Origin of the sequence: Brachybacterium tyrofermentans, from assembly GCF_014897585.1 — a bacterium.
GTDB lineage: Bacteria > Actinomycetota > Actinomycetes > Actinomycetales > Dermabacteraceae > Brachybacterium > Brachybacterium tyrofermentans.
Genome location: NZ_JABUXW010000025.1, coordinates 26,386 through 44,504, shown reverse-complemented (window position 1 = coordinate 44,504; position 18,119 = coordinate 26,386). Strand labels below are relative to the sequence as shown.

The window sequence follows — 18,119 nt, the reverse complement described above, 5'->3', positions numbered from 1 at the left end:
TGCTGAGGCTGCGGTGCTCTCAGGCGGAAGGGGTGCCGAAGTCCGCCGGACGCTCGCCACCCAGGAACTTCCACTTGATCGCCGCCACGGTACGGGCCGCTGCCTGGCCATCACCGTAGGGGTTCACGGCATTCGCCATGGCCTCGTAGGCCTCAGGGGAATCCATCAGGAGGGAGACCTCGTCGACGAGGCGCTGGCGGTGCGTGCCGATCAGCTTCACCGTTCCCGAGACGACGGCCTCGGGTCGCTCCGTGTTCTCTCGCATGACCAGCACGGGCTTGCCGAGGCTCGGAGCCTCCTCCTGGACGCCGCCGGAGTCGGTCAGGACGATGTTCGCGAGGCTCAGCGCACGCGTGAACTGGGCGTACGGCAGCGGCTCGATGAGGAGCACGTTGTCGAGCCCCTCGACAGCCGGCCGGATCGAGGCACGGACCTTCGGATTCTTGTGGATCGGGAACACGACCGTCAGATCCGGGTACTTGCGCGCCAGATCTGCCACGGCGCCGCCGATGTCCTCCATGGCGGAACCGAGGTTCTCGCGGCGGTGAGCGGTGACCAGCAGGATGCGCTCCTGCCCGTTGTTGCCCAGGCTCTGCTGGAGCTTCTCCAGCCGCTCGTCGTCGAATCGCACCTCGAGCGTCGAGGTGGCGTGCAGCAGGGTGTCGATCACGCTGTTGCCTGTGATGACGATGTCGTTCTCGCTGACATCCTCGCGCGTCAGATTCGCCTTGCTGGTGGATGTCGGCGCGAGGTGCAGTGCCGCGATCTGGCTGGTGAGCTTGCGGTTCGCCTCCTCGGGGAACGGGGAGTTGATGTCACCCGAGCGCAGGCCCGCCTCGAGGTGGAGAACAGGGATCTGGCGGTTGAACGACGCTACGGCCGCCCCCATGACGGTCGACGTATCGCCCTGCACGATCACCGCATCCGGTGTCTCGTTCTCCAGGATCGCGTCGACCCCGCTTATCACCTTCGCCACGATGCCGTTGAGGCTCTGCCCCGCGGCCATGATGTTCAGGTCGTGGTCGGGGACGATCTCGAACATGGTGTTGACCTGGTCGAGCATCTCCCGGTGCTGACCGGTGACCACGAGCACGTTCTCGAGGTCGGCGTCCGCCTCGATAGCCTTGATGATCGGGGCGACCTTGATCGCCTCGGGGCGCGTGCCATAGATGGTCATGATTCGAAGAGTCACGGTGTTCTCCTTGGGGATCGGGATGCTTCAGTTGTCGTCGTGCGGAAAGATCGTGGCAGGGAAGGGCTTCTTCACCGACGGAGTGCTGCGGTCGTAGGCCTTCGTGAAGGGATCGGGCTCGAACTCCGGGGCGACGTCTCGAGTGCGCTTCGCCGTCGCCGGTTCAAGATCTGCCGCGGGGAACAGCTGCGCGGCTCGCCGCTGGGATTCTCCCTCCAGCACGGCGTCGCGGAGCAGGCCGGCCGCCTTCTCCTCGTTGCCCTGTGCCAGATTATGCGCGAACCAGCGGTACTTGCGGGCCACCTCCACGGCGTCCCCATCCATCACCATCCGCCCGCGCTCCATCCAGATGGCGCGGGAGCACATCTTCTCGATGGTCTGCGCAGCATGGTTCACCAGGAACACGGTGCCGGCGTTCTCCAGCAGCTTGTCCATCGCGTTCTTGGACCGCTCGGCGAACGTCGCGTCACCGGTGGCCAGCGCCTCATCGATCATCAGGATCGAGGGATCCGCCGCCAGGGAGATCGCGAACTTCAGGCGCGATCCCATCCCGGACGAATAGGTCTTCATGGGGAGGTCGATCGCCTCGCCCAGCGCGGAGAGCTCCACGACCTGCTCGAAGATCTCCTCCGCACGGGCCGGGGTGAGTCCCATGGCCAGCGCGCCGAGCTTCACGTTCTGCGCGCCGGTGAGCTCTGGGATGAGCGCCGCGCTGACCCCCAGCAGGACCGGACGGGCGGAGGTGAGCACGGTGCCGGAGCTCGGGGACTCCAACCCTGCTAGGGCGCGCAACAAGGTCGACTTCCCAGACCCATTGCGCCCGATGATCCCCACGAACTCCCCGGAACGGGCCGTGAAGGACACTCCGCGCAGAGCCGCCACGTTGACCATCTGCTTGCGCGTGAACTTCCCGAGCAGGCCGGTCCGCGGGGTTCTGTCGGTCCTCATGGCCCGGTATCGCATCCGGACGTCGTGTGCGACCACCGTCACCGGAGAGGACTCCGGGGCGTGCCAGCGTTCATCCGCCGGTCCGGTCCCGCGATTATCCTCGCCCTGCGTCACATCACTGCTCGTTGCCATAGGTGGCCTCACCTCGCCAGAAGAAGATGAATCCGAACACGGTCAGCCCCACCGACCAGGCGCCGAGGATCATCCAGTGCTCCGCTGCGGGAACGGTGCCGTCCATGAGCACCGCGCGATACAGGACCAGCATGTGGTAGATCGGGTTCACAGCGATCAGTGCCGAGGCGATGGGGTTCGTGAGGAAACGATCGATCGGGAAGATCACGCCCGAGCCGTACATCAGGAACCGGCCGACGAAGGACATGAACTGCGTCATGTCCGGGAAGAAGAAGCCGATCCTCGCCATGACGAGCGAGATCCCGAGGTTCAGGAAGAACTGGAAGATGAAGATCACCGGCACCAGGAGCCAGGTCAGCTCCGGCTGCTCGTGGTTCGGCACCACCATGATCATCACCACCATGATCGTCACGGTGTACACCATCTGCAGGGACTCGCGGATCTCAGAAGAGATCGGTAACGCAGCACGCGGGAAGGAGAAGGCCCGAATCATCGCCTTACCGGAATTCAACTGACCCGGCCCGTGGCTGATCGCCTGCATCGTGGAGCGGAACATCAGCACCCCGATGATGATGAAGCCCGCGAAGTTCTCCATCCCGCGCGTGACCTTCAGGACGAGTGCGAAGATCACGAAGTACATCGCCGCATCGAGCATCGGCTTCAGGATCAGCCACGCGCTGCCCAGACGATTCCGGCTGTTCTGGGTCGCCACCCGGTGGCGGGCGTCCATCCAGATGAAATGCCGTCGGTCCCACAACTGGGCCAGGTATTCGCCGAGGCGGGGCCGCACACCGACCGGGGTGAGACCGTCCGCCTGGTACCCGCGGGCATCGAGGGCGTCGACGATCTGCTGGGGAGTCTTCACATCAGCTGCCATGCGTATCGCCCTCCTTCTCTCCGCTCGTCACTCGTGAGTACACCACGGCGTATCGTCCCACTTGTCCGGGCCACGAGCGCCCGTGGACCACGGATGAGGCCGAAACCTCACACGGGTCCGCGTCCTCCGCCCTCTCGTTCGACACTACGATCGCCTGCGCGAACGCCTCCGGATCCTCCGCCGGGACACACTGGGCGACAGCCCCCTCACCCGGTTCCGGGATCACCTCGCGCAGCGCGGGAAGGTCCGACACGATCAGCGGTCGCCGCAGTGCCAGCGCCTCGATCGGCTTCTGTGGAGTGACCGAGCGGGCCACGGCCACGTCCTTGCGGGGCACGACGACGACGTCCAAGGCCTCGACCCAGCGACGGGCCTCGTCACGCGGAACCTTTCCGGGCAGGAGCACACGGTCGCTGATCCCCAGCTCGTGGGCCAGATCGGCGAGCGCCGGTCGGGAGACACCGTCGCCGGCCAGCACGACGCGGAGCCGGCTGCGGAGCTCCTCGGGAGTGCTCCGGTCCTGGAGGAGATGCGCGACGGCGCGGAGCAGTACGTCGAACCCCTCGTAGTCCACGAGGGCGCTGACCGCCCCGACCAGGTAGGCGCCGGCCCCGAAGCCCGGCATCTCGCCCAGCCCCACGATCTCTCGTGCGCGGGACGTGCTGACGTGGTCCTCGAAGAGGGACTCGTCGACCCCGTTGGGAACCAGGGTGATCGTGTCGCGGTCCACGCCCCGGGAGACGAGTTCGTCGGCCATCGTTGTGGACAGCGTGACGACTGCGTCCGCGTCACGGGCCTGTTCGCCCTCCTTGGCCGCGATGAGGCGATGCTTCTCGGAGGCGGTGGCTGCTTCGCGTCCCTCGTCGGTCGTATGCGACGCGACCCAGGTCTTCTCCATGAGGCCCCGGACCTCGAAGACCCAGGGGACTCCGGTGGCGTCGGAGACTGCCTGCGCGACCAGTGCATTGAGGTAGTTGGTGGTCGCGTGGATGACCTGCGGGCGGAATTCCTCGACCAGCTCCAGGGCGCGCTCGACCTCCACGTGGAGCCGCTCCTGCTGGGTCTGCGGCAGTCGGGAGGGGAGCGTCCGTACATAGCGGATGCCATCCACAACGTCCTCGTCGCGCGCCGCTGGCAGGCCCACCATTACCGGATAGCCGGTGCGGGTCAGAGCCACGGACTCGATGCCCTGGTCCCGGAGCGCCGTCAGGATCCGATGACTGCGCAGCGAGTACCCGGACTGGGTGTGCGGGAGCGAGTTGGTCAGAAGGTGCAGCACCCGCGGCGCTCCGTCGGCGGCCTGCGGGGCGCGCGAGTGCCTCGGGCGGTGGGAGCTCGTCGGGAGTCGGAATCCCGATTGCAGGAGCTGCAGCTCGCTGCGCAGACGCCTCGCGTAGCGGGATCCGCCTGCACCGCCCCGATCCAGGAGGTGCACCGCCCGGCCGAGGTCACCCCGCGACCACGCAGCACGGGCGTGCGTCGTCGCCGAGGCATCGGCGGGGATCAGATCGAGCCGATCCAGCAGGATCGCCACCTCACCCGCCACGCGGGAGTGCCGTCGACGAGTCTCCGCGTGCAGACCCTCGAGCGTGCTCACCGCAGTCGCGTCGCGACCGGCGATGAAGGACCCCAGCGCACTGACAGCCGGCGAGAGCGGCCGGGTCCCCTCGAGAAGTCGACCGAGTCGTACCCGGGCACCGAAGGGAAGCCTCCGGCTCATCTGGATCGCCAGCAGGGCGGGGTCGTCGAGGAGATGCTGGGATGCCGCCTGTACGAGGACGGAGACGTTCCTGGCCCCTGTGGGCAGGAGCTGCCGTGCTGAGCCGAGGACCGTGCCCGCCCGAGATCCGATATTCACGGGTCGAGGATACAGGGGTGGGCCCGCGAGCCGCCCTGCGGTCCTCTCGTTGCCAGACCGCCGGAGTGAGCCACGGCCAGCGACTTCCTCGCCGCAGAGTTCAGCCAAGTCGCTGCCAGAGCTCGCCGCGCGCCGTCTCGAGCCGCGCGATGTGATCTGGCAGTGCATCCAGTAAGTAAGCCCTATTCAGATACATCGATTTCCCCTCCCCCGCAGGCACGGCCTTCTCGATATCCTCCGTGGCCCCGGCGTGAACCATCCCTGCCAGGCGGTGCGCTCACGGGTCAGCCGCTCCATAGAACCTCGTGACGTTTCCCAGACTCGCATCCCCTGCACCGTGACCAGGACCTGCGGGGCCTCGAGGTGCTCACCACGATCAAGGACGGCGAGGTCGTGTTCGAGGCGTGAGGCCGCGGCGTCGCGGGGTGCGGCATGGGCGTGCCTCCGGATAACCCCCACCCCGAGTGGGCGCGAACCGCGCTGCACGCCGCCTCCCGGCCTCGTACGCTCCGAGCATGACTCTTCCCGGCGTCCTCGCGTTCCTCGGGCTCGCCATCCTCACCATGGACGTGCTCGGCGGCGTCATCGCCACCGGGATCCTCCTGCGCGGCGGGAAGCTCCGGCACCTGCTCGCCTTCGCAGGCGGCTACGCGCTGGTGATCATCCCCGTGACCGTGGTGCTGCATCCGCTGCTCACCGTGCTCGGCGCCTGGCTGCGCCCTATCCTGCACTCGAACAACGCGATCGGCAGCGTCGAAGTGGCCGCCGGCCTCGCGCTCGGCGCCTTCGCCCTGCACCAGTGGCGCTCCGCGCGTCGGCCGCCCCTCCCCCACGGGCGCATCGCACGGCGCAGCTCCCCGACCCGGCTCGCGATGTGGCCGCTGCTCGTCGCCGGTATCGCCTTCTCCACGACCGCGCTGGCGGATCCTGCCTTCACCCTCGCGGTGGGCATGGCCGCCCAGGAGGAGTCGCTCGCCCTGCGAATCGCGCTCCTCGTGCTGTGGAACCTCGTCTACCAGGCACCGCTCGTGACCCTCACCGCGATCGCGGCCGTCGGCCGGCACGACCGGATGGTGCGGCGCCTCGCGGACTGGTTCGCCGAACGGCGTCGCCCGCTGCAGGCCGGGCTCGCCGTGGTGCTGGCGATCATCGCGCTGCTGGTGCTCGGGGACGGCACGATCGCCCTGATCGGCGAACACGTTCCCTGGCTGCGACAGCTGCTCTCGCTGCACTGACGGCGCGGAGGCTCGGCGAACGAACTCCGCCGATCTCGGCATGGGCACAGCACCCTGGGCGGCATATACCACGACAGGTATCATTCACTGCATGACGGGCACGGTGAACGACGCCCCCGGGGTCCTCCGGGCCGCCCGCGAGGACGCCGGCATGACGCAGAGCGCCCTGGCGGAGGCCGTCGGCGCCCGACAGCCGCATATCGCCGGAATCGAGTCAGGCCGCAGGCCCGTATCCCCTGACCTGCTGGCACGGCTTCTCGCGGCGGCGGACTACCGCCCTTCCCTCGCCGTTGCCGCGCACCGCGACGAGTTGCTCGCCCTCGGCGCCGACCTGGGAGTCCGCAATATCCGGGTCTTCGGCTCCGTCGCGCGGGGCACCGATCATCACTCCTCGGACATCGACCTGTTCATCGACGTGGATCCCGACGCGGGCCCCCTCGCCTACGCGACCTTCGTCGCCGACGCGACCGAACTGCTCGGCTTCGCGGTGGACGTCGTCGTCGATGACCGCGAGGCCCCCGCGCACATCCGTCGGACGGCGATCCCGCTGTGAGCGACCACGGCGACCACCCCGATCACGCTGCCCGCTGGGAGATGCGCCCTCGAACCCGCGCGACGGACGAGGGCGCCCCCGTGGCTGCCGACGTCCTTCTCGATGAGCTGAGCCGGATCGAGCGACGCGTCGACGCTGTCATCGCGCAGGGACGCGACGCCTTCCTCGAGGGGTCCGAGAGCTACGACCGGGCGACGGTCGCCGTACTCCGGCTGGCCGCCCTGTTCGAGGAGGAGAAGCGCTTCTCCGAGTTCCTGTCCGTCGTCACGACCGAGGAGCGTCGCGGAATCACGACGACCCGGAACATCGCCGCGCACCGCGGCTACGGCGCAATGAACGCCGAGGTGTTCTGGCGCACGGTGACCGAACTCCTGCCCGATCTGCTGACACGGATCCGCGCCACGACCCGAACCTGAGTCGACGAGCACCCGACAGAGCCGCGCACCTGACACAGGCGGACCCCGACGGATCAGTCGATGATCTCGTCGCTCGCGCTGCGGCGCAGCTCGGCGAGGCCCTTGCGCATGGCCCGGACGCTCTCGGGGCTGTGCCCGGTCCACCCCTCGAGCTCGCGGATCACACGGACCGGCTCCTGGCTGCGATAGGAGCACGTGGGGTTGCCCGGGAACTTCTTGTCGGTGACGTTGGGGTCATCCTCGAAGTCCCCTGTCGGCTCTACGACATAGATGCGGGGCCGGCCATCTCCCCTGGCGAGCTGGGCTCCCCAGGCCGCGGCGGCCAGCGTCTGGGTGAAATAGACGTGGCGCATCGCCAGGTCCTGGCGATAGTTCGAGGGCTGCCGCGGCGTGAGCAGCTCACCGGGCTCCAGCGCGGCCTGGGTGCCGTGCAGGTACACGCCCTCCTCGAACATCTCGAAGGGTGCTGGCTCCGTCATCGTGCTCCCCTTCCCCGTCAGCGGGTGCTGTTCCGGGCAGTCTCCTCCGGGGCCGTCGCGCGCGCCACCGCCGGGTGGCGCAGCGACAGCAGCCCGCCCACGGCGAAGGTGACGATCCCGCCCAGCAGCGGGTACCACTGCCAGGCGACCCACACCTCGCCCACCACATACTTCTCCATGAGGAAGAAGAAGGCGTTCACGGCGACGGCGACCACGAAGGCGATGTTGGCGTCCAGGGCGCGGGCGCGCCGGTTGACGATGCCGAACACGAACGCCCCCAGCAGTCCGCCATAGGTGATGCCGGCGACGCCCAGGGCGAGGACCACGATGCTGCCCTCGTCGGACCGGAAGATCGTGGCGGGGGCGATGAACGCCAGGCCCCAGCCGATCGTGGCCCAGCGGCCGACCCGCAGGCCCTGCTCGTCGCTGAGCGGCCGACTGCGCAGCTTGGCCACCACGTCGGTGACCGTGGAGGAGCTCAGCGCGGACAGCGAGGAGGACAGCGTGGACATCGCGGCGGCGAGGATGCCCGCCAGCAGCAGCCCGGACAGGCCCGGAGGCAGGGCCTCGACGATGAACAGCGGGAAGATCTCGTCGTCCCTCGTCAGCCCCAGCTCGGCCGGGGTGGCCTGCTGGTAGTAGCCCCACAGTGCGAGGCCCACCACCAGGAAGATCGCGAACTGGATCGTCACCACCACGCCGGAGACGATGATCGCCTTCTGCGCCTCGGCCTTCGAGCGGCAGGACAGCAGGCGCTGCACCACGAGCTGGTCCGAGCCGTGGGAGGCCATCGCGAAGACCGCGCCGCCGATCAGAGAGGCGATGAAGGAATCGGGGCCGCTGATCGGGTTGTCGGAGAGGACGAACAGCTGGGTCTTCCCGGCGTCGACGGCCTGACCCCACCAGCCGCTGCCCACGGTGCTCAGCACCACGATGATCGCCAGGATCCCGCCGGCCACATACAGCAGCATCTGGACCACATCCACCCAGACCACGGCCGTGATGCCGCCGATGAAGGTGTACAGGATCGTCACCACCGAGAGGATCACGGTGATCACGAAGTAGCTGAGATCCAGCCCCATGCCCTCGAGGATCACCTTCAGCGGGATCGCGGCGGCGAGCACGCGGATCCCGTCGGCCAAAAGCCGCGTGATCAGGAAGGTCACGCCCGCGGTGGTCTGGGTGCTGGCTCCGAACCGCTTGCCGAGATAGGCGTAGGCGGTGATCATCTCGCCGTCGTAGTAGCGCGGCAGCATGAAGAAGGCGACCACGATGCGGCCGAGGATGTAGCCCAGTCCCAGCTGCAGGTAGGAGATGTTTCCCAGGTAGCTCATCACCGGGATGCCGATGACGGTCAGGGCGCTGGTCTCGGTGGCCACCACGGACAGGCACACCGCCCACCACGGCAGGTCACGCCCGCCCAGGAAATAGCCCTTCACGCTGGTCTGCCTGCCGCTGAGCTTCAGGCCCAGCCAGGCGGTGGCGATCAGATAGGCCGCGATCACCAGCAGGTCGATGGTCTGCATGTCCGCTCTCCCTCGAGGTCGGTGGCAGGCCGGGTGCGGCGCTGCCTCCCGCAGCTCACCGTCGACGGTGCAGCCCGGGCCGCCGCCCATTGGCTCACAGAGAGGGAGAACGATCAACCCGGCGCGCGATTCAGCCAGGCGCCGGTCACCCTGCGAGGTGCTCACCCAGCGCCGCGAACTGCTCGCGGGGGGCGAAGCCGGTGGCGTGGATCTTCGCGAGGTCCAGGGCGGAGTGCCGAGGTCGCGGGGCGATCCCGGCCTTGCCCGCGTAGTAGTCCTGCGTGCTCACGGGCGTGACGCGGCCCCGCTCGTGGCCGGTCAGGGCGAACACCTCGGCGGCGATGCGGGCCCAGCTGACCGGTTCACCCTCGTTCGTGACGTTGTACGCCCCCGGGGCGGGGCGCACGGTGAGCAGGTGGTCGATCGCCGCGGCGAGATCACCGGTGAAGGTGAGCCGGCCGATCTGGTCGTCGACCACCGTCGGGTCGACGCCGCGTGCCGCGAGGCCTGCCATGGTGTCCACGAAGTTGCCGCCCTCACCGATCACCCAGCTGGTGCGCACGATGTAGTGCTCGGGAAGGCTCGCCACCAGCTGATCGCCGGCGGCTTTCGTCTGCCCGTAGACGCCCAACGGACTCGGGGCCTCGTCCTCGCCGTGCACCTCGGCGCTCCCGTCGAAGACGTAGTCGCTGGAGACATGCACGAGCGTGGCCCGCTGCGCGCGGGCGGCCTCCACCAGGCGCCCCACCCCACTCACGTTCACCGCCCAGGCTGTGCGTCGGCCTTCGTCGGACTCCGCCGCATCGACCGCGGTGTAGGCGGCGGCGTTGACGATGGTCCCGTACGGCGAGAAGTCGAACGCGTCGATGCTCGCGGGATCGGCGAGATCCAGCTGGGCGCGGGCCACCACGTCGACGTCGGACCGATACGTCCAGCGGGCCGCGAGCGCACGCCCCAGCTGCCCTCCCCCACCGACCACGAGAGTGCGGCGCGGCGGCGCCGGCGTGACCTCGGCCAGTCGCGGATGGGCGAGATCCTTCGCGGAGAGCTCCGCCTGATCCAGCGGGATCGGCCACGGGATCGCGACCCACTCATCGGCTAGGTTCAGGAACGTGTACTGCGACTGCGCCGCCTCGGACCAGTGGTCGCTGACCAGGTAGGTGTACGCCGCCGGAGCCTCCAGGGTCTGGAAGGCGTTGCCCACCCCGCGAGGCACGAAGATCGCCACCTCCGGCGTGATCTCATGCCAGTACGTCGCCCCGAAGCTGTCGCCGGCGCGCAGATCCACCCACGCCCCGAACACGCGCCCGGTCGCGACCGAGATGTACTTGTCCCACGGCTCGGCGTGGATGCCCCGGGTCACGCCCACGGCCTGGTTGAAGGAGATGTTGTTCTGCACCGGGCCGAAGTCCGGCAGACCCGCCGCGACCATCTTCTGCCGCTGCCAGTTCTCCTTGAACCAGCCCCGGTCATCGCCATGCACCGGCAGATCCACCACGAGGAGGCCGGGGATCTGGGTCTCGTGCACGGCGAGCTGCGTCACTGCCCCACCTTCGCGTACTTCGCCTCGGTGGCCGCCTTCTGCGGGCGCCACCACGCCTCGTTCTCCCGGTACCAGGCAACCGTCGCCGCCAGACCCGCCTCGAAGTCGCGGAACGAGGGCTGCCAGCCCAGCTCGGTGCGCAGCCGCGTCGAATCGATCGCATAGCGCAGGTCGTGGCCGGGACGATCGGTGACGTGCTCGTAGTCCGTGCTCTCACGCCCCATCAGGTCCAGGATCAACTCCACGACCTCCTTGTTGCTCTTCTCCCCGTCGGCCCCGATCAGGTACGTCTCCCCGATCGTGCCGCGATCCAGGATCGTGAGCACCGCGCTGGAGTGGTCATCGGCGTGGATCCAGTCGCGCACGTTCTGCCCCGCCCCGTACAGCCGGGGCCGGATCCCGTCGATCAGGTTCGTGATCTGACGCGGGATGAACTTCTCCACGTGCTGGCGCGGCCCGTAGTTGTTCGAGCAGTTCGACAGCGTCGCCTGCACCCCGAAGGACCGCACCCACGCCCGCACCAGCAGATCGCTGCCGGCCTTCGTCGCCGAGTACGGGCTCGACGGGTTGTACGGCGTAGCCTCGGTGAACCGCTCCGGATCATCGAGCGCCAGGTCCCCGTAGACCTCGTCGGTCGAGATGTGGTGGAAACGGGTGCCGTGCCTGCGCGCCGCCTCGAGCAGCGTGAACGTGCCGATCAGGTTCGTGGTCAGGAACGGGCTGGGGTCATCGAGCGAGTTGTCGTTATGGGACTCCGCCGCGTAGTGCACCACCGCGTCGGCCTCCGCGACCAGCGGCTCCACCGTCGCGGCGTCGGCGATGTCCCCGACCACCAGGCGCACCCGGTCGCTCGGCACCCCGGCCAGCGAGTCCCGGCTGCCGGCATAGGTGAGCTTGTCCAGCACCGTGACCGTGTCCTCGGTGTGCGCCATGACGTAGTGGACGAAGTCGGAGCCGATGAAGCCAGCCCCTCCGGTGACGAGCAGATGACGCGACATCGAGGGTTCCTCCGCGGTGGGTGGTGGGTGGTCCGACGAGCCCGGCGGGGTGGCGTCGGCCGAAGGATGGATGGGCCGGATGGTCAGACGGCCGAACGAACAGTCGGGCTGGATGATCAGACGGGATGGCCGAGAGACGAGCCGGATGGTCAGACGGGCCGATCTGCCCGTTCACGGCTCAGGACGTCCAGCAGGTAACGGCCGTAGCCCGACTTCACGAGCGGTTCGGCGCGCTCACGCAGCTCCTCGTCGTTGAGGTAGCCCATCCGCCAGGCGACCTCCTCGGGCGCGCCGATGGACAGGCCCTGGCGCTGCTGGACGGTGCGGATGAAGTCTCCGGCGGCGGCGAGGTCGTCGAAGGTGCCGGTGTCGAGCCAGGCGGTGCCGCGGGTGAGCACCTCGACCTGCAGCATGCTGTCGTCGAGATAGGAGCGGTTCAGATCGGTGATCTCGAGCTCGCCGCGCGCGGAGGGCTGCAGCATCTTTGCCCGCTCCACCACGGTGGCGTCGTAGAAGTACAGGCCGGGCACCGCATAGTTCGAGCGGGGACGGATCGGCTTCTCCTCGAGGGAGATCGCGTTGCCGGCGTCATCCATCTCGACCACGCCGTAGGCGCTGGGGTCGTCGACCCAGTAGCCGAACACGGCCGCGCCCTCGAGGTCGTGGAAGCGGCGCAGCTGCTCGCCCATGCCCTGGCCGTAGAAGAGGTTGTCGCCGAGCACGAGGGCGGCCGGTTCACCGGCCAGGAACTCCTCGCCCAGCACGAAGGCACGGGCCAGGCCGTCGGGCTCGGGCTGGACGACATAGCTCAGCGACACCCCGAAGCGGCTGCCGTCGCCGAGGACCCGCTGGAACGCGGGCTGGTCGTCGGCGGTGGTGATGATCAGGATGTCGCGGATGCCTGCGAGCATGAGGGTGCTCAGGGGGTAGTAGATCATCGGCTTGTCGTAGACAGGCATGAGCTGTTTGGAGACGCCGATGGTCAAGGGGTGCAGTCGCGAGCCTGTTCCGCCCGCCAGGATGATGCCTCGCATACTATGGAGTATGTCATGCTTTGTCCGTTTTGCACCCTTTTCTTCACGCGGGGATCTCGAGGTGCTTCGAGGGAGGCGACGGGCAGCGCCCGATCCCGCGATCCGGGGATGCTGCTGCTCCCGCTGCTCCTGACATTCCCGCTGCTCCCGCTACTCCCGCGCGAACACCCCCACGGCGTCCCAAGCAGCCCAGCCGCCCTCGGCCAGCTCGAACTCGAGCACGTTCACCCCGGCCTGCAGCAGCGCGGCGGGCAGGGCCGGCTCGTGGAAGGAGCGCCGCAGCGTCGAGCCCGGCACGGTCGCGTCCCCCTCGCGGGAGCCACGGGTGCTGCCCACGGGCAGCTCGATATCGGTGACGTGCTCGTGGTTGGCGCTGACCCGCAGGATCCCACCCAGGCGCGTGGTGTCCACGAGCCACACCGCGAGGTCGAGATCGGCCTGCGGTGCCTCGTCGAGCGTGAGCGTCCAGCGGGCCCGGTAGGGCTTCTTCCCCGCCCAGGCGTCGCCCGGGCCCGGCAGCAGGTACGGCCAGGCAGCGCCGGGCTCGTCGGCGCCCTGCTCGTACTCGATGACCGCGTCGGGGAACTCCTCGGGGATCTGCGCGTACGAGGTCGGGGCCAGGTGATGCTCGAGCGTGCGGCCGTCGAAGGCGCCGATCGTCGCGATCTCCCGCCCGGTCGCGGTGACCGAGGGCTGGGAGGTCGCGGTCACCGGTGCGCTGGGGCGGCCGCGCCGGCCCGCGTCGGAGACCGCGAGCACGGTGTAGGTCCAGGTCTCCCCGGCCGGGTCGAGGTCCGTGTGCGCGACGTTCGGGTAGACGGTCTTGGCGATCAGGTCGCTCTCCTGCGGCTCCTCCGGGGCGCTCTCGCCGCGGACCGCGTAGATCCGGAAGTGGTCGATCAGGGGGTCGAATCCCAGGGGCTCCCAGGACAGGAGCGTCCTGGCCAGGGCGGGTTCGGCGTGCAGGTCGGTGACGGTGTCGGGGCGCGGGCTCATAGCTGCTCTTCTCTGGCGGGTGAGGCCGGGGTCAGGCCGTGTCGGGCCGGGGTCAGGCCTGGATCAGGCGGGGGTCGCCGGCGGGCGTGGTGAAGCGCGCCGAGAGCTGCTTCGGGGCGGTGTCGTCGGCCTCGATCCAGTCCACGACGTAGAAGCTGGAGACCAGCTCCTCGGGCGTGAAGCGCAGGTGGATGTAGCCGCGCCGCCCGTCGTAGTGCTTGACGTACTCGTGCTGCGTCCAGTCGTCGGTGTAGTTGTCGGTCTTCGCCCCGTCGCCGTCGGAGCCCACCGAGGTGCAGATCAGCTCCACCCCGATGGTGCCGCTGCCCGGATCCGTGAAGTCGGCCAGAAGCTCCGCGGCGACGTGCTTGTGGATGTCGCCGGTGAGCACCACGGGGTTGCTGCTGGCGACCATCGCGTCCAGCAGACGCTGCCGGGCCGCCGGGTATCCGTCCCACATGTCGGTGCGGTCCTCGGTGATCGCGGCGACCACCACGCCGTTGGCCATCACGTTCCACAGCGCCGGGGACTGCTCGAGGCGCTCGGTCACCCAGGCCTCCTGCTCCGCGCCGAGCATGGTGCGGTCCGGATCCTGCTGGTCCTCGGCGTCCATCGGCGCCGGGTCCCGGAACTGGCGGGTGTCCAGCAGCGAGAACCGCGCGAGGGAGCCCACGTCGAATCCGGTGGTGATGTCGGAATCCGGACCCTCCGGCAGCGCCTCGATGTCCAGCGGCATGTTCTCGTAGAAGGCGCGGTACGCGACGGCGATGCGATAGGCGAACTGATCCTCCGGGATGCCGGTGCTGGAGCCGCCGCCCACGTAATCGTTCTGCACCTCATGGTCGTCCCACACGGCGACCGCCGGGACCCGGGCATGGACCGCCTGCAGGTGCGGATCCAGCTTGAATAGGGCGTAGCGCAGCCGGTACTGCTCGAGCGTCTCGGTCTCGACCTGATGCGCCGGTCCCACCTCGACCCCCTGACGCCACAGGTTCGACGCGGTGATGGCGTACTCGTAGATGTAGTCGCCCACGAACACCACCAGGTCCAGCTCCTCCTCCGCGGCCAGATGCTTGTGCGCGGTGAAATGCCCGTGGTACCAGGCCTGGCAGGAGACCACGCCGACGCTGAAGGACTCGACGTCCGCGCCCTGCGCGGGCAGGGTCCGGAAGCGGCCGACGGGGCTGTTCTGCCGCCCCACCGAGAACCGGTAGTAGTAGTCGGTCGCGGGGTCTAGGCCCTCGACCTTGGGGTGGATGGCGTGCGCGAGCTCGGGCTGGGCGAGCGCCTGCCCGCGGGCCGCGATCTGCCGGAACTCAGGATCCTTCGCGACGTGCCAGCGCACCGTGACGTCCCGCAGCTCCATCCCGCCGTGGCCGTCCTCGGCGAGCGGCTCCGGGGCCAGCCGGGCCCACAGCACCGCGCCGTCGGGCCGGGGCGCCCCGCTGGCCACACCCAGGGAGAACAGGCCCTCGGGCTGCGGCCCCTCCTCGGCGCTCGCGGTCGGGGCCGTGATGCCCAGGGCGATCACGGCGGCGGAGGCACCGCTGGCCTGGAGCAGCCGACGGCGGCTGACAGGGGCGGGCGCGGCGGCAGTGGCAGAGGCGGGCGCGGCGGATGCCGGCATGGGGTCTCCTGGGCGTGGGGGTGTGGGAGAAGGGATTCGGGGAGGTGGCTCGAGCTCTCCGAGTCGAGCGTGTCCACGTCCGATCCGACCACAGGGGGGTTTCGCGCGCATGACGAACGAGGAAAGTCCCGTGAATGGTCTCGGGAAGCTCGGTGACCCCGCGCCTCGACCGCCCGCGGTCCGACTCCCGGACTCGACGACACCGGCCCGAGGACGCGATTCACGCCCAGTTCTCCGGCGTATCCTGCACGGATGCATCTCTCCCCCGCTCTTGTGCGATCCCTGCCCAAGGTCGTGCTGCACGACCATCTCGACGGTGGACTGCGCCCGGCGACCGTGCTCGAGCTTGGCGCAGAGCTGGGCATCGCCCCTCCACCGATCGCTCCGGCGCGCGAGGCGGATGGCAGCGTCGACGTGCCCGGCGGTGCCGAGGTCCCCACCGCGCAGGATGTGGCCGACTGGTTCCACGACGCCGCCGACTCCGGATCCCTGCCCGTCTACCTCTCCACCTTCGACCGCACCGTCGCGCTGATGCAGACGGCCCCTGCGCTGCGGCGCATCGCCCGCGAGTTCGTGGAGGACATGGCCGCCGACGGCGTGGTCTACGCCGAGACCCGCTGGGCACCGCATCAGCACACCGCCGGCGGGCTCGCCCTCGACGAGGCCGTGCAGGCGGTGCAGGACGGGCTGGACGAGGGTGTCGCCGCGGCGGCGAGTGCCGGCTCACGGATCGTGGTGGGTCAGCTGCTGGCCTATCTCCGCCACCTCGAGCCCACCGACGACCTGGTCGAGCTCGCCATGGATCGGCGTTCGAGCGGCGTGGTGGGCATCGACCTGGCGGGCCCCGAGGAGGGCTTCCCGGCGTCCCGGTTCCGTGCGCCGTTCGACCTCGCCCGGGAGAACGGCATCCACGTGACGATCCACGCCGGGGAGGCCGACGGCCCCTCCTCGATCGCGGACGCCCTGGACTGCGGCGCTCAGCGGATCGGCCACGGCGTGCGCCTGCTCGAGGACATCGACGGCCAGGAGCTCGGTCCCGTCGCGGCGCGCGTGCACCGCGAGCAGATCTGCCTCGAGGTGTGCCCCAGCTCGAACCTGCAGACCAGCGACACCACCGTCGTTGCGCGTCATGCCGTGGGCCCGCTGCATGATCTCGGCTTCGCCCTCGCGCTGAGCTCCGACAACCGCCTCATGAGCCGCACCTCCACCTCCCGGGAGATGACGCTGGTGACCGAGGCCTTCGACTGGACCCTCGAGGATCTCGAGCAGGTCGCGCTCACCGGGCTCGAGGCCGGCTTCGCGCCCGAGCCGCACCGTCGGGCGCTGCGCGAAGAGGTCGTGCTGCCCGCCTACCGCGCCGCCCGCGAGGCCTGACCCGCGCCGGCCCGGGCTCGCAGCGACGTGGGCACCACGTGCCGGGCACCCGGCACCCGGCACCCGGCACCGAGCACCGAGCACCGAGCACCGAGTTATGTGGCGCCACGACCGATGTTGCCCCGCGCATCGGTCGTCCGGGGCGCAAAACTGGGCGATCAGAGGGAGGCTTGCCAGGGACCCGTCCAGAAACCCGAGGTCAGAGGCTGGAAGCGCGGACCTCGAGGCGGGGCGTGAGCACCTGCTGGTGCGGCACGTCGGGCTTCCCCTCGACCAGATCGAGCAGGGTGCGGCCGGCGAGCCGGCCCAGCTCGGTCAGGCCCATGTCCACGGTGGTCAGCGGCGGGCGTGAGGCGAGCGCCATGACCTCCCAGTTGTCGAAGCCGGTGACCCGCACCTGCCCGGGGACGTCGATCTCCTTCTCCCGCAGGCGATCCGTCACCCCGCGCGCGATCTGATCGGACCCGCACACGAGACCGTCGAGATCGGGGTGGGAGGCCAGCAGCATGTCCACGGTGGCGCGGCCCCACTCCTCGGACCAGTGCCCGAAGAGGGTGGGCGCGACCAGGGCATCCCCCAGCGTCTGCTGCACGGCGAGCGCCCGGGCGTCGGCCGAATGGTGCCGCTGCGGTCCGGTGACGTGCGCGATGCGCCGCGAGCCCATGGCCAGCAGGTGCTCGGCGGCCATCGTCGCCCCGGCGCCCTCGTCGGCCACCACCGCGTAGTCGTCGGGGTCCTCCGAGGGGGAGAAGGCGTAGACGGTCGGGATCGGCAGGGCGATGGAGGGTCGCGGATCGGTGGTGCGCCCGGTGATGATCAGGCCGTCGACGCGCCGCTCCTGCAGGGACTGCAGGTAATGCTGTTCGCGCAGCACGTCGTCGCGGGTGTCGCACAGGATGATCGCCATCTTCCCTGCGGCGAGCGCGTCCTCGACGCCCATCAGCAGCGGGATCGTGAAGCGGCCGAAGCTGTCCGTGGTCAGCAGGCCCACGGTGTAGGTGCGGGTGTCGGCGCTCCCACGACCGGAGGCCCCGACCACGAAGCCGAGCTGCGCCGCCGCCTCCTTGACCCGCGCCCGGGTGTCCTCGCGCAGCTGCCCGGTGTCGTTGAGCGCTTTGGATGCCGTGCTCATCGAGACCCCGGCGAGCTCGGCGACGTCGGCGATGCGGGGGGCGGGCATCGACGGTCGCATCGGCGTGGTCTTCACGGGGCCTCCTGGGCTCGTGCACGGTGTGCGGTGTGCAGCGTGCGGTGGCACGCATGGCGTGCGGTGACGTGCGTTCCGGGGCGGGGGTTGTCCCGCTGGAGGGAGCATGCCATTATCGACACAG

General features: G+C 69.4%; 16 protein-coding genes. 4 read left to right on the top strand and 12 right to left on the bottom strand.

Annotated elements, in window-relative coordinates:
* Positions 1-19: 19 nt before the first annotated feature.
* From wecB to INT49_RS16525, 4 genes are all read right to left on the bottom strand, one after another.
* Positions 20-1,192 carry a non-hydrolyzing UDP-N-acetylglucosamine 2-epimerase gene (wecB, locus tag INT49_RS16540; protein ID WP_319021671.1) on the bottom strand — a complete coding sequence of 391 codons (1,173 nt, stop codon included), beginning with the start codon at positions 1,190-1,192 and terminating at the stop codon, positions 20-22.
* Positions 1,193-1,219: 27 nt separating this feature from the next.
* A complete protein-coding gene (locus tag INT49_RS16535; protein ID WP_226850768.1) occupies positions 1,220-2,140 on the bottom strand; it encodes an ABC transporter ATP-binding protein in 921 nt (306 codons plus the stop codon).
* Between the two features lie 115 nt (positions 2,141-2,255).
* A complete protein-coding gene (locus tag INT49_RS16530) occupies positions 2,256-3,149 on the bottom strand; it encodes an ABC transporter permease (protein WP_193118850.1) in 894 nt (297 codons plus the stop codon).
* On the bottom strand, positions 3,139-5,007 hold the full coding sequence (locus INT49_RS16525; protein WP_193118849.1) for a glycosyltransferase: 1,869 nt from the start codon (positions 5,005-5,007) through the stop codon (positions 3,139-3,141). Before INT49_RS16525 ends, INT49_RS16530 begins: the two co-directional genes overlap by 11 nt.
* Before the next feature lie 515 nt (positions 5,008-5,522).
* On the opposite strand from INT49_RS16525, the gene INT49_RS16520 reads away from it, so the two are divergent.
* From INT49_RS16520 to INT49_RS16510, 3 genes are all read left to right on the top strand, one after another.
* Positions 5,523-6,242, top strand: a complete 720-nt coding sequence (locus INT49_RS16520) for a hypothetical protein (protein WP_193118848.1) — start codon at positions 5,523-5,525, stop codon at positions 6,240-6,242.
* Positions 6,243-6,333: 91 nt separating this feature from the next.
* A complete protein-coding gene (locus INT49_RS16515) occupies positions 6,334-6,795 on the top strand; it encodes a helix-turn-helix domain-containing protein (protein WP_193118847.1) in 462 nt (153 codons plus the stop codon).
* The gene (locus tag INT49_RS16510; protein WP_193118846.1) at positions 6,792-7,211 is read left to right on the top strand and encodes a ribonuclease HepT family protein; all 420 of its coding nucleotides are present in this window, start codon (positions 6,792-6,794) and stop codon (positions 7,209-7,211) included. Before INT49_RS16515 ends, INT49_RS16510 begins: the two co-directional genes overlap by 4 nt.
* Positions 7,212-7,264: 53 nt before the next feature.
* Here INT49_RS16510 and arr read toward each other — a convergent pair whose 3' ends face one another.
* The 7 genes from arr to INT49_RS16475 all read right to left on the bottom strand — a co-directional run bounded on the left by arr (position 7,265) and on the right by INT49_RS16475 (position 15,414).
* Positions 7,265-7,666 (bottom strand): NAD(+)--rifampin ADP-ribosyltransferase, encoded by a 402-nt coding sequence (arr, locus tag INT49_RS16505; protein ID WP_404801955.1) that lies wholly within the window; start codon positions 7,664-7,666, stop codon positions 7,265-7,267.
* 41 nt (positions 7,667-7,707) lie between these two features.
* Positions 7,708-9,216: a sodium:solute symporter gene (locus INT49_RS16500; protein ID WP_193118844.1), complete on the bottom strand. Its 1,509-nt coding sequence runs from the start codon at positions 9,214-9,216 to the stop codon at positions 7,708-7,710.
* Between the two features lie 145 nt (positions 9,217-9,361).
* Positions 9,362-10,759, bottom strand: a complete 1,398-nt coding sequence (locus tag INT49_RS16495; protein ID WP_193118843.1) for a sugar nucleotide-binding protein — start codon at positions 10,757-10,759, stop codon at positions 9,362-9,364.
* Positions 10,756-11,757 (bottom strand): dTDP-glucose 4,6-dehydratase, encoded by a 1,002-nt coding sequence (gene rfbB, locus INT49_RS16490; protein WP_193118842.1) that lies wholly within the window; start codon positions 11,755-11,757, stop codon positions 10,756-10,758. The genes INT49_RS16495 and rfbB overlap by 4 nt, the downstream gene beginning before the upstream one ends.
* 149 nt (positions 11,758-11,906) lie before the next feature.
* Positions 11,907-12,791: a glucose-1-phosphate thymidylyltransferase RfbA gene (rfbA, locus tag INT49_RS16485; RefSeq protein ID WP_193118841.1), complete on the bottom strand. Its 885-nt coding sequence runs from the start codon at positions 12,789-12,791 to the stop codon at positions 11,907-11,909.
* A gap of 150 nt (positions 12,792-12,941) precedes the next feature.
* Positions 12,942-13,787, bottom strand: coding sequence for a hypothetical protein (locus INT49_RS16480; protein ID WP_193118840.1), 846 nt, complete (start codon positions 13,785-13,787; stop codon positions 12,942-12,944).
* Positions 13,788-13,839: 52 nt separating this feature from the next.
* The gene (locus tag INT49_RS16475; RefSeq protein WP_193118839.1) at positions 13,840-15,414 is read right to left on the bottom strand and encodes an alkaline phosphatase D family protein; all 1,575 of its coding nucleotides are present in this window, start codon (positions 15,412-15,414) and stop codon (positions 13,840-13,842) included.
* 252 nt (positions 15,415-15,666) lie between these two features.
* On the opposite strand from INT49_RS16475, the gene INT49_RS16470 reads away from it, so the two are divergent.
* The gene (locus tag INT49_RS16470) at positions 15,667-16,788 is read left to right on the top strand and encodes an adenosine deaminase (protein ID WP_193118838.1); all 1,122 of its coding nucleotides are present in this window, start codon (positions 15,667-15,669) and stop codon (positions 16,786-16,788) included.
* A 199-nt stretch (positions 16,789-16,987) separates the two neighbouring features.
* Here INT49_RS16470 and INT49_RS16465 read toward each other — a convergent pair whose 3' ends face one another.
* Positions 16,988-17,995, bottom strand: coding sequence for a LacI family DNA-binding transcriptional regulator (locus INT49_RS16465; protein WP_319021670.1), 1,008 nt, complete (start codon positions 17,993-17,995; stop codon positions 16,988-16,990).
* Between the last annotated feature and the right edge of the window lie 124 nt (positions 17,996-18,119).